Origin of the sequence: Chryseobacterium sp. PvR013 (assembly GCF_017833095.1) — a bacterium.
Classification (GTDB): Bacteria; Bacteroidota; Bacteroidia; order Flavobacteriales; family Weeksellaceae; genus Chryseobacterium; species Chryseobacterium culicis_A.
In genome coordinates this window covers 5387421-5405346 of sequence record NZ_JAFIBT010000001.1, presented here as the reverse complement: position 1 = coordinate 5405346, position 17926 = coordinate 5387421, and the positions used below count along the sequence as shown (strand labels likewise).

At 40.7% G+C, this 17926-nt stretch carries 13 protein-coding genes; all 13 read left to right on the top strand.

Features of this window, described 5'->3' with window-relative positions:
* The first annotated feature begins 11 nt into the window (after nucleotides 1-11).
* The gene (locus JOE44_RS24590) at nucleotides 12-4268 is read left to right on the top strand and encodes a type I polyketide synthase (RefSeq protein WP_209788780.1); all 4257 of its coding nucleotides are present in this window, start codon (nucleotides 12-14) and stop codon (nucleotides 4266-4268) included.
* Complete coding sequence (locus JOE44_RS24585; RefSeq protein WP_002977699.1) at nucleotides 4256-4555, top strand: phosphopantetheine-binding protein; 300 nt, start codon at nucleotides 4256-4258, stop codon at nucleotides 4553-4555. Before JOE44_RS24590 ends, JOE44_RS24585 begins: the two co-directional genes overlap by 13 nt.
* Nucleotides 4546-5328 (top strand): alpha/beta hydrolase, encoded by a 783-nt coding sequence (locus JOE44_RS24580; protein ID WP_149832975.1) that lies wholly within the window; start codon nucleotides 4546-4548, stop codon nucleotides 5326-5328. Before JOE44_RS24585 ends, JOE44_RS24580 begins: the two co-directional genes overlap by 10 nt.
* A complete protein-coding gene (locus tag JOE44_RS24575) occupies nucleotides 5321-7723 on the top strand; it encodes a nucleotide disphospho-sugar-binding domain-containing protein (protein ID WP_209788771.1) in 2403 nt (800 codons plus the stop codon). The genes JOE44_RS24580 and JOE44_RS24575 overlap by 8 nt, the downstream gene beginning before the upstream one ends.
* A 15-nt stretch (nucleotides 7724-7738) precedes the next feature.
* The gene (locus JOE44_RS24570; RefSeq protein WP_245169858.1) at nucleotides 7739-9010 is read left to right on the top strand and encodes a condensation domain-containing protein; all 1272 of its coding nucleotides are present in this window, start codon (nucleotides 7739-7741) and stop codon (nucleotides 9008-9010) included.
* Complete coding sequence (locus tag JOE44_RS24565; RefSeq protein WP_209788768.1) at nucleotides 9007-10260, top strand: hypothetical protein; 1254 nt, start codon at nucleotides 9007-9009, stop codon at nucleotides 10258-10260. The genes JOE44_RS24570 and JOE44_RS24565 overlap by 4 nt, the downstream gene beginning before the upstream one ends.
* Entirely contained in the window at nucleotides 10257-10805 is a 549-nt protein-coding gene (locus tag JOE44_RS24560) for a hypothetical protein (RefSeq protein WP_209788766.1), read from the top strand. The genes JOE44_RS24565 and JOE44_RS24560 overlap by 4 nt, the downstream gene beginning before the upstream one ends.
* 207 nt (nucleotides 10806-11012) lie before the next feature.
* On the top strand, nucleotides 11013-11843 hold the full coding sequence (locus JOE44_RS24555) for an AraC family transcriptional regulator (protein WP_209788763.1): 831 nt from the start codon (nucleotides 11013-11015) through the stop codon (nucleotides 11841-11843).
* Between the two features lie 46 nt (nucleotides 11844-11889).
* A complete protein-coding gene (locus tag JOE44_RS24550) occupies nucleotides 11890-12306 on the top strand; it encodes a hypothetical protein (protein WP_209788759.1) in 417 nt (138 codons plus the stop codon).
* A 314-nt stretch (nucleotides 12307-12620) separates the two neighbouring features.
* A complete protein-coding gene (locus JOE44_RS24545; RefSeq protein WP_209788756.1) occupies nucleotides 12621-13145 on the top strand; it encodes a hypothetical protein in 525 nt (174 codons plus the stop codon).
* 75 nt (nucleotides 13146-13220) lie between these two features.
* A complete protein-coding gene (locus JOE44_RS24540; protein ID WP_209788753.1) occupies nucleotides 13221-14024 on the top strand; it encodes a molecular chaperone in 804 nt (267 codons plus the stop codon).
* Complete coding sequence (locus tag JOE44_RS24535) at nucleotides 14017-15045, top strand: hypothetical protein (protein ID WP_209788750.1); 1029 nt, start codon at nucleotides 14017-14019, stop codon at nucleotides 15043-15045. The genes JOE44_RS24540 and JOE44_RS24535 overlap by 8 nt, the downstream gene beginning before the upstream one ends.
* A gap of 2 nt (nucleotides 15046-15047) precedes the next feature.
* The gene (locus JOE44_RS24530) at nucleotides 15048-17843 is read left to right on the top strand and encodes a hypothetical protein (RefSeq protein WP_209788747.1); all 2796 of its coding nucleotides are present in this window, start codon (nucleotides 15048-15050) and stop codon (nucleotides 17841-17843) included.
* The last annotated feature ends 83 nt before the right edge of the window (nucleotides 17844-17926 follow it).

Below are 17926 nucleotides of genomic sequence, written 5' to 3'. Positions count from 1 at the left end.
ATAAACTCAATATGAAAAAAACAGATGTTGCTGTAATTGGTCTATCCTGTGTCTTTCCCGGGGCACAGGATGCCAACACTTTTTGGCAGAATATTGTCAATAAAGTTGATTCTACCGAACTGGCTCCGGCCGATCGGATAGATCCCGTGCATTTCAGTGATGCCACAAGTCCCGTTGACCGTTTTTACTGTCAGCGTGGAGGATTCATCCCTGATTATACTTTCGATCCTACAGCATTTGGTATCTTACCATTGGCCGTTGAAGGAACGGAACCTGACCATTTGCTTACCCTTGATCTGGTGCAGAAAGCCCTGGAAGATGCCGGCGTATTTCAAAAGAACATTTCTCTTGAAAAAACGGGAATCATCATCGGTAAAGGAAACTATACCGGTCCGGGAGCTACCCGCGCTATTGAAATTGTAAGAACCGGAGAACAGATTTCTTCGTTACTGCAGGAATTACTGCCTCATGTTTCTTCCGCAGATATTGAAAAGGTAAAACATGCTTTCCAACAGCGTAAAGGACGTTTTGCAGCCGATACCGCCATGGGATTAATTCCCAATCTCGTTGCTTCTCTTGTTGCCAACCGTTTCAATTTAGGAGGAGCCGCATTCACTGTAGATGCCGCTTGCGCTTCTGCATTAATTGCTGTAGATCATGCCGTGCAGGAACTTCAGAGAGGTCGTTCTGATATCATGATTGCAGGAGGAGTCCACACAGGACAGAACGCTGCTTTCTGGAGTATTTTTGCTCAATTGGGAGCCATGTCCCGCCAACAGCAGATCAAACCGTTCAGCGTGGATGCTGACGGATTACTGATTGGTGAAGGTTGTGGTTTTGTCGTGTTAAAACGATTGGAAGATGCCGTTCGCGATCAGGATAAAATCTATGCCGTAATCAAAGGGGTGGGCGTAAGCAGTGATGGTACCGGAACCAGCGTAATGAGCCCATCTGTAAAAGGTCAGTTAAAGGCTTTAGAGCAGGCGTGGATCAATGCTGATTTAGATAAAAATAAAGTGGGATATCTTGAGGCTCATGGCACAGGAACACCCCTTGGAGATAAAACAGAGCTTCAGACGTTAGCTCAGTTCTTCGGAAAAGAAGAATCGACTCCGGCAGCGGGTATCGGATCTGTAAAGTCCAATATCGGTCATGCTATGCCGGCAGCCGGAATTGCAGGATTAATTAAAACCTGTCTGGCTTTACACCATGATATTTTACCGCCAACCTTATATTGTGAGAATCCAACCTCGGAGATGCAGAATACAAGGTTTGAACCGGTACAGGAAGCCAAAAACTGGTCAAAAACCGGACTTCCAAAAGTAGCAGCAGTAAATGCTTTCGGATTTGGAGGAATTAATGCACACGTTGTTCTGGAAGGCTATGATATGCCGAAAAAAGACCACGTACTGATATTAGCCAGACCTACGCACGAAGAATTGCTTTACGCATTACAAAATAATGAAACCGCCATTGGTGAAGGAGATTTCAGAGTTGCTATATTCGATCCAACACCTGCAAGAATAGAAAAAGCCATTAAAATTGTTTCCAAAAATATTATCTGGAAAAACAAACAGGACATCTGGTACACCTCTACCCCATTATTAAAAGATGGTGGTAAAGTAGCCTTTGTATTTCCGGGCTTAGATGGTCTTGCAAAAGGTGAAGTGGAGACGGTAAGCCGTTATTTTGGATTGACAGCTCCTATTGAAACAGAAGGAGAAGGTCTTTTAACCGATGCTTTAAACATCTTCAACAACTGCAGTATCCTTGATAATTCATTGAAAAAGCTGGGAATTATTCCCGATATGAATGCCGGACACAGTTTAGGAGAATGGCTGGCAGGATATTCGTCCGAATTAGCAGAAGCCAATTCTGTAAAAGCGTTAATCGATGTACTTCACCCTGAAACATTTGAATTAAAAGATTCCAAGTTCATCGCTATAGGTGCAGGAATTGACGTCATAAAACCTTTTATTAACGAAATTTCAAACCTTTATATTTCCAATGACAATTGCCCTAATCAGGTCATTCTTTGCGGAAGCAATGCTGCTCTGGATGAATTGATTCCTTTGTTAAAGGCAAAACAGATTTTCCATCAGGTGCTACCGTTCCAATCAGGATTCCACTCTCCTTTTATTGCTGATAAACTGGATGTAATCCTGGCGGGAATGGAAAAAGCGCAGTTCCAGCAGACCAAAATCCCATTGTGGTCAGCCACAACCTTAGAACCTTATCCTTCAGATCAGGCAGCGATCAGAAAACTGAGTGCAGAGCATTTGGTTCAGCCTGTTCGTTTCCGTGAGCTGACCGATACATTATACGAAGAAGGAGTCAGAGTATTCATTCAGGTGGGTACAGGAGGATTGATCGGATTTATTGATGATACCTTAAAAGGAAAAGCCTTCAGTACTATTGCTTCCAGTGTTCCTACCCGCTCTGCATTAGCACAGTTACAACGTGTAGTCGCTTCATTATTTGTAGAAGGGAAAACCATTGCGCTTGACTTTTTAGAGATTCAGAATCATACGAAGAGAGCATCAGGAAAAGGAATTAAGCTGGAATTAGGTTCACCTATCATCCGTAATTTTAAAGAAGTGAAAGCGTTGGCTCAATCCTTTGAGACACCAAAACAATATACCGCAACTGCTTCAGCTATTGCCACCAAAAGCGGTCATCCGCTGGTACAGGCATTCCAAGACAACGTTGCCGATATGATCCGTATGCAGGAAGAAGTATTGACTTTATTCCAAAACCGTCCGGAGATTACAATCCAACGTCCTGTAGCTCAGGCAGCTCCTATTGCTCCAAAAGCACCAAGAAGTACAACCTTCTCAAAAGACTTATATGTAACGCTTGAAAGTCATCCTTACCTGATTGACCACAGCCTGTTGAGACAGCCTAAAGGTTGGGCTCATGTCGCAGATATGGAACCGGTCATTCCGATGACCATGATCTTTGAGCAGCTCGCAGAAATTGCAGAAGCCGAAATTCCGGGAACACTGGTTCATAAAATCATGAATGTAAGTGTATTCCAATGGATGAATGTTGCCAAACCTTTCGAAAAAACCGTAAAAGGAGAATGGCGATCACCCAACCACGCTTATCTCGATATTGAAAACTTTGCCAACGCAGAAGTAATTTTAAAATCCGCTTCGGTTCCAACACCAGCCTTCAATCTTTCCATCGGTAATCTTTTGCCTATCGAAAGAACTCCTGAAGAAATCTATGACATGCACATGTTCCATGGAGACAAATACCAGGGAATCACTGAAGTTTCAGCCGTTGGAGACAAAGGAATTATCGGAAAAATAAAAGGAAACGGCGGTAAAGGTTCTCTATTGGACAATGCAGGACAGTTATTCGGACTTTGGCTGCAGCTTACTTTGGTGAAAGACCGTATTGCATTCCCTGTAAAGATCAGAGATATTGAATTCTTCGGCGATATGCATGACCAGGAAGGTATTTTTGAATGCACCTGTATGCTGACGGAGCTTAATGATGAATTTGCCATTGCAGATATCATCCTGACAAGAGACGGAAAAGTATGGTGCGCCATTACCGGCTGGCAGAACAGAAGACTGGAAATAGATGCTCCGTTATGGAATGTTTCCATGTCACCGCTTCACAACAGGCTTTCGGAAGAGATTGCTCCTGAAGTATTCTTTTTCCATCAGGCGTACACCAGAGTGGCTTCATGGGATTTTATCCTGAAAAGATATTTCAACCAGACGGAAAAACAGCATCACCAGCAGTTATTACCCAACAAAAAGAAAAACTGGATGGTAAGCCGTGTAGCCGTGAAAGATGCTGTAAGAAACCTTCTTCGTCAGGAAAAAAATCATGCCTGCTTCCCGATCACGTTTGAAATTCGTTCCGATGAAGTAGGAAAACCTTACCTCATCAGTGATTTTACAGAAGATATTCATATTTCTCTAGCTCATAAAGGCAAAGAAGCCGTAGGAATCGCGAGATATGGAAAATCTGTAGGAATTGATATGGAACTGATGGAAGAACGCAGCTCAGGATTCTACGACATGGTATTTACCGACAAAGAATTAGCCTTATTAAAAGACAGAGATCAGGCCGAATGGACCACCCGTTTCTGGGTAGCCAAGGAAGCCTACGGAAAGTTCCTGGGAACAGGACTGAAAGGAAATCCTAAAGCCTTCGAAGTCGAAATGATAAAAGACGATCACCTGTGGATCAACAACATTGAAATCAAAACTATTAAACATAAAAATTATATTATCGGATGGACACTGTAAACGCAACATTAAAAATGAACCACGAAGAACTTTTTACTTTATTAAAAGGTTTTATTACTGAAGTGATTGGGGCTGAATTTGTAGAAGAAATGGATATTACTCCTGAAAGTTCATTCACCAAAGATCTTGAAATGGACAGCATCGAGATTGTTTCTTTCTCAGAAAAAATCAAAGCGCATTTTGGCGATCAGATCGACTTTACAGGTTGGTTATCTTCTATGGATCTTGACCAGCTTATTAATCTTGACCTTAGTATGATCATCAATTATATCTACGAATGCCAATAATCACTGTCAATAACAGACAAGTTCATATACAGGAACTCAACAAAGGAGCCGAACAAACCGTGGTACTCATCCACGGTATGTTCAGTAACCTGTCCATTTATTATTTTAATATTGCCCCTGTGCTGGCGAAGCATTTCCATGTGGTGATGTACGATCTGAAAAGCCACGGTATGAGTGAACGCTTTTTGGATGGGTACGATCTTGACAACATGTCATCCGATTTAATAGGTTTAATAGATCACCTTCAACTGGAAAAAGTACATCTTGTAGGCTATAGTTTCGGAGGTCTTATTGCACTGAAAACAGCTTTAGAATATCCTGACCGCGTGAATCAGCTCGTGGTGATGGAAGCTCCGGATCCTCAGGATGAAAAAGCCCGTAACATCATTGATGAATATAGCAAAGAATTTCTTGAGCACTATGTCGCCAATTTTACAGACACTACCAAAGTACAGATGGGTAAAAGACAAATGGAAAAGAACCATCGTATGTATGAATTTCTGTTTAATCAGACCACCATTAAAGCAGATATGATCAGGGAAAAACATTTCCTTGGTGAAGCTGACTTCAAGGGATTGGAAACTTCCACTTTATTGCTTTATGGCGCTGACTCCAACTGCAGACCTACCGGTGAGTGGCTTCAGTCTCAAATCAGCCAGTCTGAACTTGAATTAATTCCGGGCGATCACAATATTCCTATCCAGGAACCTCAGCTCATCGCTGAAACAATCGCTCAATTTTTATCTAAAATTTTAACACAAAACCATGGCTAAATTTGCATTTATAGTTCCACCATTAACAGGACATGTCAACCCTACCCTAAGCATCGGTGCTACCCTGCTGGAAAGAGGACATGAAGTAGCCTGGATCAGCCTCGACCCAACGTTAGAGGCTAAACTTCCCGAGGGAGGAAAATTATTACTGATCCAATACGATCAGACCGACGAAGAAAAGAAAGAAAGTGAACAGTATCTCGATATAATTTCAAAAAAAGTAGTGTATGGTATAGACAGCGTTAAGTTCCTGTACGAAGAGGTTCTTATCCCGCTGAACAGACATTGCTATAACGGAATTATTGCTTTACTGAAAACATATCAGCCTGATTTGATCATCGGAGACCATCAGTTATTTGCTGCCCCTGTTGCCGCTAAAACTCTTGGAATCCCTTATGCCACTTCCGTTACCGCTCCGGCAGCCATTAAAATCATGAATGAGCTTCCAAAAGTACACGAGTGGGAAGTGAATCAGATCCTAGATTTACAGAAAGAACTCGGTTTCCAGGAAGAACGCTCTCTGGCAACCTCAGACCTATTAACGCTTGTTCTTACTTCCAATTATTTCTTTGGGGAAATGGATGATCTGCCTTCCCAATATCAGTTCACAGGTCCCGTTCTTACCGAAAGACGTGTTTCATGTGAATTCGACTGGGAAAAGTTGAAAAGCAAAAACAACAAAAAGATCCTGGTAAGTATCGGTACTACCTTCGATCATGATCATAAAAAAGCTTTCTTCCAAAAGGTCATTGATGCCTTTAAAGATGAAGATTTAACCGTTATAGTCGTTTCTGATCCACAGCTTTTCGAACAGTGGCCGGATAACTTTATGGTCTATCAGCAGGTTCCGCAATTGGATCTTTTACCTCATCTTGACGGTGTGGTATGCCATGGCGGTCACAATACCGTATCCGAAACACTATCACACGGTATTCCTTTGGTCGTGATCCCGATTGCCTATGACCAGTCACATGTTGCCGGACGTGTTGTACGTACAGAAGCTGGTGAACGTCTTAATTTTAACAGATTTAAAGGAAATCACCTGAGAGAAGCTGTACAGCAAATCCTGAACAATCCGAGCTACAAAGAAGCAGCTCAGAAAGTCGGACAATCTTTTGTGAAAGCAGGAGGCTCTGCTACGGCAGCCAACTTATTGGAGCAAGCGATATTGAAGGCTTCAAAACCTGAAAAACCGTCTAAGTTTTTATTTGTAGTTCCCCCGTTCTTCGGACACGTGAGCCCTACTTTAAGTGTGGGAGCAAGTTTAATTGCCCGCGGCCACGAAGTAAAATGGTTCGGAATTACGCCTTTAGACAACAAACATATTCCTGAAGGAGGTTCTTATTTCTATCCTGAAGAAGATCTTATTCCGTATCAGGAGGAAATTGCCCGCATTCTGAAAAGACAGGATGACGGGCCCGCATGTTCCGGACCTGAAGTCATGAAACTGGCACTGGAAGAAACCTATGTTCCTTTTGCTAAAATGATGATGCCGGGACTTACCAGACTGACAGAAAGCTGGATGCCGGATGTTATTGTGAACGACTGTATCACTTTCGGAGGAGCTCTTTTCGCTCACAAACATAATATTCCTTGTGTAACCACTACTCCGGTGCCACCGGATGTGATGGGAGATACGGAAAAAAGTGCTCCAAAAATCTGGGAATGGCAGCAGAACTTAATCAAAGATCTTCAAAAAGAAGTAGGCATTCATGAAGAAGGTATTTACATTCATTCTCACAAACTGAATATGGTGTTTACATCACAGGCTTTCGCTGGTTTTGAAACGGTTCCATCTCATATGAAATTTGTAGGTCCGGTAAAAGGCCGTCCGAATGATGCCCCATTCGACTGGGATAAACTGAACGCCTCCACCACTCCAAAGATATTTGTATCATTGGGAACGCTGCTGGTAGATATCAGAAAAGCTTTCTTTGAAAAGATTATCGCTGCATTTAAAGACCAGCCGGTTACGGTGATTGCCGCTACTCCACCGGAAATCTTTGAAGAATGGCCGGATAATTTTATTGTGAACAGTTTCGTGCCTCAATCTGCAGTGATGCAGAGAATGGATATGGTGATCTGCCATGGTGGTTTCAATACCGTTAACGATACTTTTAGAAACGGATTACCGATGTTAATCACTCCTATTGCTTATGATCATTTCCATATTGCAAAACTGATCGAGCAGGCAGGTTGCGGAATGAGTATCCGATATAAAAGACTTCGTGTAGATGCTCTTCGTGAAACTACTTTTGAATTATTGGAAAATCCGAAATACAGAGCCGCCGCTCAGGAAGTCCGAAACACATTTACCCTTGCCGGAGGGAACGATAAAGCGGTAGAACTGTTAGAAAATTTTGTGCAGGAACATTCAACATTAGCTTCTGTATAGCCTATGAATCAACACATGAAAAGAAAATTGTTATTTGGTGAACGCATGTTATTGGGAGACGGTACAGAACCCTTTAACGCGGTCATTCCGTTCAGACTGAGAGGTACTTTCACCTTAAAAGAGATCCAGCAGGCTCTGGCTCAAATTCAAAATAAACATCCATGGCTGAAAGCATTGATCAGCCATGATGAAAAAAATATTCCATGGTTTAATGTTCCTGAAAAACCTATTTCTATTCCCGTAAGAATCATCACCCGACAAAGTGAAGATCAATGGCAGGAAGAATCCAGGAGAGAATGGAACACCATTTTTAATTACGAAAAATTACCTCTGATCCGGTTTGTATGGATCAAAGGGGAAAACGTTTCTGACATGCTTTTTGCGTTCCATCATTGCTTATGTGATGGTGGTTCTGCAATGGCTTTTTTAAAAGAATTTCTTTTGGTACTGGATAATCCGGCTGCCGATATTGGAACTGAAAATCCCATCTTAGGTATTCAGGATGTTGTTCCCTCCAATATTCTGAACAGCCGCAGGCAGAAACTGAAAGCTAAGTTTATCGGAAGACTGGCCGCTACCGCAATCAAATGGATTCCCGTAGGTAAAAAAGCGGTGGAAAGACAGAATGACTATCTGATCCACTGGAAACTGGATGAAACCCTGAGCAAAGAGTTGATTAATTACTGTAAATCTCATGAAGTGACCGTCAATACATTTTTGAGTGCATCCGTATTGCAGGCATTTAAAAAAGTAAGAGGAGAAAAATCCTTCAACAAGGTTTCCTGTCCGGTAGATATCAGAAGGTTTGCCAACCAGATCAAAGAAGATCATATTTTCGCTTTCGGGCTGATGATTGTGGTTTCTTCTGATGAGAAGCTAAGTTTTGAGGACAATCTAAGGACAATGCAGAAATCTGTGGAACAAAAGACTTCAAAGCTGAATCCTTACATCACGATGATGGTGATGGAGTCCGGGCATGATGCACTGAAGAATTTTACCAGGCTGTTAAAAAACGGAAAGTCATCCAATGACTGTATGTTTTCCAATCTGGGACGCATACAGATTCCTCATGAATACAAAGAGTTTACGGTGGAGACGATTTTCAGTCCGTCAGTTATTGGCCCATTAGGAAATACAACGACCCTTGTAGTCTCTACTTATCGTGGAAAAATGGATTTTTCATTCATGGGAAGCGAAGGATATTTGCCTTACACCGATGCTCTGGCAGTCCGTGATGAGGTGATGCAGATTATACATTCACAACTGAAACAAATGGCAGTATCATGATCAAAAGACCTTTAATGATGGTGGAAAGGATCATGTATGTAGATCCTGAAACGCCTTTAAACTGTGTTTATACAGCAAGAATCAACGGGGAGATTCCCGAAGAAAATTTTAAAACAGCTTTAGTAAGAATTCAGCAGAAACACCCGATGCTGAGAGCTAACATTGATCATAACAACGGACGATATCCTTTCTTTATGGGACAAAGAGATATCGAACCCATTCCGCTTCGTATTGTAGAGCGAAAAACGGATGAGGATTGGTTCAAAGAATCTGAAAAAGGATGGTTCCAGCTTTTTGAAACTCCTAAAAAACCACTGGCTGAAGTAGTCTGGGTAAAAGGACAGAACACTTCCGAAATCCTTTGGATCATGCCTCACTGTATTTCTGACGGAACTACGGGAGTAACTTTAATGCGTGAGCTTTTGAGTTTACTGGATAATCCTTATGCTCCTTTAATTCCTTATGTTGCTTTTGAATCTGTTGATGATTTTCTTCCTTCAGATTTTAATACGGGAATTAAAAAATATAAAGCCGGTCTTTATCTGCTGTTTGCTAAAATTTTCTTTGCAATCCAACGAAAAAGTAAAAAGAGAAACATAGGAAAAAACTACGCGATTCACTGGAAAATGACACCGGAAGAAACCCGGCTGATCACTGAAAAATGTAAAGCCAACGGAATCTCTGTACATGCTTTACTGTGCTCTTCTGTGATGCAGGCATTCCGTGATGTTCAGGGAGACCGTGCCAAAGGCAAGGTGATCAGCCCTGTAGATGTGCGTCATTTTATTCCGGAAATTAAAGAAGATCATTTATTTGCTTTCGCTCCAACGGTAGAACTTTCCGTGAAGAAAGACAACAAGAATGTGATGAGCAATGCCAAAGAAATCAAAAGGAATCTTATTGAGAAAATCAGTAAAATGGAAGCCCGTGAACTCCTCTGGATGGGCGAACATATGCATCCCATTGTGGAACGCATGATCCATATGCTGAAATCCAGCGAAGGCGGACATGATGTAACCTTATCCAATATGGGAAAGGTCAATATCCCGAATGATTATAAAAATTTCAATCTGGAAACGGTATTCAGTCCTACTGTGGCTTTCCCATGGCTGAACTCCAATACCTTAGTCACCAGTACGTACAACCAGCAGATGGACTTCACCTTTATGTCCAATGAAAATTTTCTTCCCAAAGAGGAAGCCCATCAGATAAAAGATAAAGCCATCGAGCTATTGACCACCTGTCTATGAAATTTAAAATAAAGCCGCCGAAGCCGAAACTCATTAAGAAAACTACCCTGAAACGCTTTCTCATCAAGCGTACGATTTACTATGTCCTTCCGAATGTGTTTTTTAATTTCATTATCGCCTACGCCAGCTTCAAAGAATTAGGGTACACCCATTTTTTTTCGGGAACTCAAAATCTGGCCCGTCTTACCCTTCCTATGGCTATTTTTCTTCCCGTTGTTCTTACCATTGATATTATTAAAAGAGTAACGGATGCCGCCAGTCAGGAAGCGATAGAGTTTACGGTAGATGAACAGCTGAATATTAAAAAACTGATGACCAGGCTAAGCATCTTACATGGTTTGATTACAGGGTTGCTTGTACTATCCCTGCTCTTTATCGGACAGTACAATTTTTCCAAAGATTATAAACTGGATGCTACCGCCATGGCTGTAGTGGTGGGTATATTGGCAGGAGTGCTGTCCGTGATTTTTGTGTATCTGCCCGTGTGGAGATTGAGAAGGTGGATGTCCAGAGTACGACCTCTGCCCGCAGACCTCAACACATAACCCACGGCCAAACAAACTTACAGCACTGTATTTCATTTCATTACGAATCAAAAATACTGAATATTCCCGGATGACTTAGTAGCCATCCGGGATTTTAATATCTCGATCAACTTAATTTTTTTCTTTAAAACTCAATATTTGATAAATTTTTTATATTTATATCAATAATTTTCCAGAATTTTTCTTGGGCAGAATGAGCAATAATGTATGTACAAAATCACGGATCAGTTAAAAAATATAGGATTCAGTATCAATCGTTTAGATTATATTATTACCAGAAATAATTACAGAAGAGAATTCAGCACATTAGACTATTTTTGTATTTATATTATTCTTGAAGACATCCAGTTAACGGTAGAAAATGTTCCGTATTCATTAAAAAAGGGAAATATAGCCTTCGTAGGACCACAAAAGAAAATCGTTTTTGGGGAGACCAAAAGATCAGATGTCTATTCCATTGCTTTTTCATCCAGTTTTTATGAAAGATCAACCAAGGACAGCCTTTTTATCAATTCACAGCTTTTTTACAATTATAATTCTGAAATATTTATAGCGCCATTCAACAATATAGAGCAGATGAGGGTCATATTTCTGGAACGGATGGAAAGTTTCCGGAAAAAGGATGAAAGTCTATATATATCTGCTGCCCACAATGCTATAGAAAGGCTGATGCTGGACGCATTTTTTCATATTCCCACTGAAGATATCAAAAAAGATATCAAATTCAACTATATGTATTATGTGAACCGCTTCAAAGTGCTTTTACAAAGAGATTATAAAAAAGCAAAAAAGGTGGCCTACTATGCAGGAGAATTGAATATCTCCTCAAGAAAACTGACCGAGATGACAGAATATGTACTGGGAAAAACAGCCAAACATATCATCATTGAAAAGCTGATTACCGAGTGCAAAAAAGCACTGGCCTTTTCAAACGCTACCATCTCTGAAATCTCTTATGAGCTGGGTTTCAGCAATGAAGGAAACTTTACCAATTTCATCAAAAAACATACAGGAAAAAATCCCTCAGAAATGAAATAATTTGTATATTTACATAAGTAACCTTTTGGGGAAAAATATAGGTTATATGCTTGCAAAGTACATTTTATTCATTTTGTTATATTTTGCTTTTACAAAATCATTTGCACAGGCAGCAGACGGTTTAAGGCTTAACGTAAGGCTTTATCCGGTACAGATGCTTGCTATTGGCTCAGGGTTTTCGGACGATGGGAATGAGTCTTCCTCCCGGGAAGTTCAGTCTGTGACAATCTCAAGTCCGTCAGGGTTTCAGCTGAATGCACAATATAATGAATATCGTGATACAATCGGACATTCCGAAAGCAACCGGGAAAGATCTGATGAATATCATCTTATCAACCATCATAAAGGAGTGGTTCAGAAGAGATATCCCATCAATCATGAGATTAAAAATGCAATAAAAAATTTAGCCACTAATCCGAGTGATGAGCGTAATTTTTTAATATTAACTCTAATTTCTCAGTAAAAAATTAAGCAAGGCCTATAAAAATAACTATGCAACGAATAATACTTTTGCAATTTATTCATTCCCTTTGTATTAAGTAAGTTTAGTGTTTAAGATTAATAAAACATTAAATTTGCTTTATGGTGATTTTATCAGTATTTAAATGATACTTTTTATGCAATTATTCATAAAAGGTATTTATTGTTGTGCGCTAATCTGTTTGTAAAAATTCACAAATAATAAGTATCTTTTCACAAAGGCCCTGATGTTCTTTGTATTTACCTTTGCATCCGCAATTTTAAAAACAATTAATACAAAAAAACATCCTTAACCTTATGAAAAATTTTATCTTAGCATCTTTTGCTATCCTGGGATTCTCTACATTACAAGCACAAAAGAATGTAACCCTTAACGTGAGACTTAAACCTATTCAGACTCTTGTTGTTAACAACGCTCAAAAAGTCGTTAATTTAGACTACCTTACTAAAGATGACTATGCCAATGGTGTATCTTCTGTAAACGCAGATCATTTAAGCATCTACAGTACAGGAGGATTCCAGGTAAAAGTAAGAGGTGGTAACGATGCATTAGAGTATGGAGGTAAAAGCATCCAGGCTAACACCATCCAGATTAAAGCAAGCGCAGGTTCTGACGCTGTAAACGGTGCTCAATATGCTCAGAGTGTACAATTATCAACTAACGAAGCCACTTTGGTAACTTCTTCTACCGGAGGAGTAGACAAAAAAATCAACATTGAATACAAAGGAGCCGGAGATAATAAGTACCTGAACAATTATATTGCCGGACAAGATCCTACAGTATACACTACTGAACTTACGTATACCATTATTTCTCAATAATAGCTATCATTTTGTAATGATAAAGTGTTGTACCTACCACAGCACTTTATCAACACTTAAAAACTAATCTCCGCCATGAGCAGATTCTCTCTTCTCCTTTTCAGCCTTCTTTTCCTATCCTTTTTTCATGGGTATGCACAAACAGGAGTTTCGGTTTCACCGCCAAGACTGTACTTTGAGTCGGGAAACGGAAACAGCAATACCCAGACCATAACGGTGACGAATGTAAGTGCCAAGAATTCTCTGGATCTTGCCATAAGTTTGGGAGACTGGGAGTATGACGGCAAAGGTGAGAATATAACGTATCCCGCCAATACGCTTCCCACTTCCTGCGCAAGTTGGGTTTCGGTCAAAAAAGAAGAGAATTACTTTACCCTGGCTCCCGGAGAAAAAAAAGATATTGAGGTAACTCTTACCGCTCCGAATGCACTTTCAGACCAGCTGGCTACCCATACGGCCGTTCTGTATGTAAGCCAGATGAATCCGGTAGATGACGTGGATCATAAAGGAGCGAATATCAAAGTAAGCATCCGCTCAGGAATCAAATTATTCCATAAACTGCCTGCAGCCAAAACCAAAAAACTTGAAATCCAGAATCTGGTATATGGAAAAACAACCCATACCATCAACCTTTTTTTTGAAAATCAGGGTGACATATGGGGAGACGGAAAAATATACTCCGACTTTGTGAATACGCAAACCGGAAAAAAAGTATCGCTGGATCCCGTTATCTTTTACACCATGCCCGGAAATAAAAGGGAAATGAATATCCCTATTCCGGCAAGCCTTGAAAAAGGAAAGTATACCGCTTCCGTCATGATTGATTACGGAGACAACAACAATCTTGAATTAGGAGAATTAAGTTTCAGCTATGAATAGTAAAATTTTCTTCTGCTTCTTTCTGTTGGTTTCTCTGAACTGCTTCTCACAGGTCAATTACAACTCATGGGTAAACAGCTATCTGCAGATTAATTCTTACAGCGGAAATACCAATCCTGATGCCTATACCTTTACTCTGGCTGGTAATGGCGCATTTAATATTCCGTACTGGAAAATATCCATGAGGCTGAAACAGCCTATCACTTCTACTGAAGGAAACTATACGATGCCTGCCAACAAAATATCATTTCAGCCCGTTTCCACTTCAGGACAAGCTTATCCGGGACCTGTACCCACGATTCCACAGATCGGAATGCCGCTGAATACTTTTCTTCAGGCCAACCAGGAAGTCTTTTTAATTCCGCAGTCCAATGCAGCGCTGTACAATCAGCCGCCACAGCCCAACGGCTACTATAACCTGCAAGTAAAATACAGCCTGACCGTTATGGGAGGATCTTATCTGGGAAGCTACCCTTCCTGGACCAGATTTAATGTTCCGGTACAGTTTACGGCGTATGACCAGTACAATAATATTATTGGCAGAGCTGATCATAATTTTCAGATTCACATCGGACCACTCAGCGGAACTCCTACTGATGTCCCCGAAATGTCGCTTCAGTTTTCAGCAAAAGCAGTCAACGGATCACTGGAATTCAAAAGCATGTCAGATTATGTCAACGGAGTAAGTGTCACCTATTCCAATGGACTGATTGTAAAAAGCAATACCAATTATCAGATCAAATTACATTCTCTTCAGGGACAATTCAGCTCTCCAGCCGGAAATTTTATTCCTTTAGAAACCGTAAAAATGAATCTCATTCCCGTTTCGGGAAACACAGGTAATGTATATCCTATCCTGCTGAGTGCTTCTCCCCAGCTTATTGCTACAGGAGGCTCTACAGGAAATTCAAGCCTGTATTACGATATCAGATATTCCACCAAAGCTAATGATGAAAGACTGATTAATGCCAAATCGGAAGAATATTCCACCACCCTTCAATACGAGATTATCCCCCAATAACCATGCTTCAAGACCTGTTCAAAAAAATCTTTTTCATTTTTTTGATTTCGTTCCAGATATGGATTCCGGCACAAAGCAGTTCCGGAGTAAGTCTTGATATCCGTAATGAATCCAGAACAGATAAAGCAGGGATTTTGGATCTGATCATCGTTCTTGACAATCAAAGCACAAATGATTTCAAAGGAAAAGTAAACATCACGATTCCTAAAGGTTTCAGAAATATTTCAGGAAACAGTCTTCAGGTCGAAATGAAATCCGGGGAACATCTTTTTTTACCCGTAAAAATTGTGGTCAGCAACAATGCCGTTTCAGGAGATGCCCGACTTACGTTCCGGCTTTCGGACCCGCAGCATAAAACAGCTGCAGAAAAAGAAATCCTGTATACGGTCAGAGAAAATAATGCAATGCGCATCACGGCAGAAAATCCAGTGATCTATATGAATAAAGTCACTGATTCAGTAGAGGTCAGAGCAAGAGTTTCCAATCTGGGCAACAGAAAACAGAAGGTAACGGTTGTATTTAAAATTCCCGAAGCAGAACAAGGAAATGCTTTCATAGAGAAAAAAGGAAGTATCAGCGTGCAGACGGATTCGGTGTTTGTATTTCGTTTTCTGCCTTCCAGAATACGATCGCGGGGCAACCAGCTTTCCGTCAATATTGCAGGTTTCAGGGAACCGGATAGAGAAATATTCGGCAATACCTCAGTAACTGTACAGAATGTTTCTTCGGTACAGCGTTATGAAGATCTTGAATCTACCGCCTTTTCAAATTTCACCAGGAACACCATCACGGCAAGCTACAGACATGCCGGGGAAAATCTGGATATGTACCAGCTCGTAGGTTCGGGAGGCTTCAACCTTCCTTCCGGATATGTTTTCATCCGGGGAAATATCTATACCATGACGAATCAGAGTGATCCTATTGTCAACAATACTTATCTGACCTATCGTCGCGAAAACAGTGAATTCACCATCGGAAACATCAACAAAATGCTCGAACTTTCCCTGTTTGGAAGAGGGCTGGAATATGCCTACACTTCTCCGGATAATGACACAAAAATTGAAGCAGGTTTTGTAGATCAGACCTATAGCCTTATAGAAAGAAATTCATTTCTGAAGTATGGCTACGGATTCTATACCAGAGGAACCCTTGGAGCCCAAAACGCGTCCCGCAATATCTCCGGAACGTATATTTTCAGGGATGATCCTTATGAAAAGGCCAGACATCATGTGGCCGGAACAGACCTTCAGCACGCCTTCGGGAAAGACTGGAAAATAAATACAAAAGTGTACGGCGGACTGAGTTTTTACGAAAATAACCAGTCTACCAAACCTTCTCTCGCTTTGGAATCCCAGTATTCAGGGAAGATCAGAAAGGTCAATCTGAACGGAAATTATTTCTACAGCACCGATTATTACCCTGGAAACAGAAGAGGAATTTTACAGATCCAGCAGAATTTTTCCACGATGATTTTCAAAGACCATTATGTGTATGCCAACATTATGGCTTCCCATTTTTCACCTAAATTCTACTTTTACGACAACACTCTGAACTCAAGCAACATAAGACTGGATACAGGAATCAATTTCCCTAAAAAAGGGAATTTCGGGATGGGACTCGGCTATCAGTATCAGGAAGAAAATTCTAATTCCTACAATAATTTTTTCAATGCCCAGCCTTACGAGAATACGAAACAACTCAAAGCACAACGTTTTACGGAATATCTTACCTGGCTGAGCCCTGATAAACAGCATACCTCTATCCTGAGCATGGAGACAGGATGGGTGCAATATCCGGACAACGACAAACAGCAGTTCCAGATGAAAGTAAGCGGAACCTATGGCTACAAATGGCTCACAGTGAACGGTATTTATCAGCATGGAAGTTATTTCCTTTCCGAGTATGCTTTTTCAAAAATGATGAACCAGAGCACTCCCTACAAAAAACTTTCGCTTTCTGCTTTTGTGAATAAAAACTTCTTCGACCATAAGCTCAATGTGACCACAGGAGTTTCTTATACGGATGATGTTCTGTACGGAAAATCACCTTCAGGCTTTATGAACCTGAAATATTCAAGGGAAAGATATGCCCTGTATCTGAATTCTTCCTACTTCAGTTATACGGCAGGAAGTTTTACCAATAACCTGTTGACCATTGAAGCCGGAGTGACCGTCAACCTTAGAAACAGCACCCTGGATCCAGGTAAAAAAGGTGATATCAAAGCATTCGTCTATTATGACCTGAACGAAAACAATATCTATGATGAGGGCGACAAAGAAGCGGCAGGCTACCTTATCATGCTCAACAATATTTCATTTAAAACCGACCCTTCAGGTTCTATCAGTTACCGCTCTATCCCTTACGGAAAGTATGCCCTGAAACAGGTTATCCAGCAAGGTTGGTATTATGATGAAACCGAATTTACCGTAGACAAGCATCACTACTCTTTTCAGATTCCCCTTCATCAAAACGGAACTACCCAGGGAAAAATAACCTATGATTTTGATTCCAAAACCGCAGTAGATTTCACCCCAAAAACAGGAGGTATCCTGTTCAATATTTACCGTAACGAACAGTTAGTACATCATATCATCACCGATGATAACGGTGAATTTGCCTCCTTCCTACCTTCCGGAAATTACAGGATTGAACTGAACAAAAACTCCCTGCCTGCCAATACCTATTGCGAACACTCTACTGATACCTTCAAAGTGGAAGCCGGGAAAATAGTACAACTGGAGCCTTTTGTGATTAAGGTAAGGGAGAAGGTTATTAGGGTGAAGAAGTTTGGGAGTTAAAGTATGATATAACTATTTATCAAATATTTATAAATGCTTAAGCAGTCTAAATGTACATATCAACTTAAAATTCTAAGAATAAA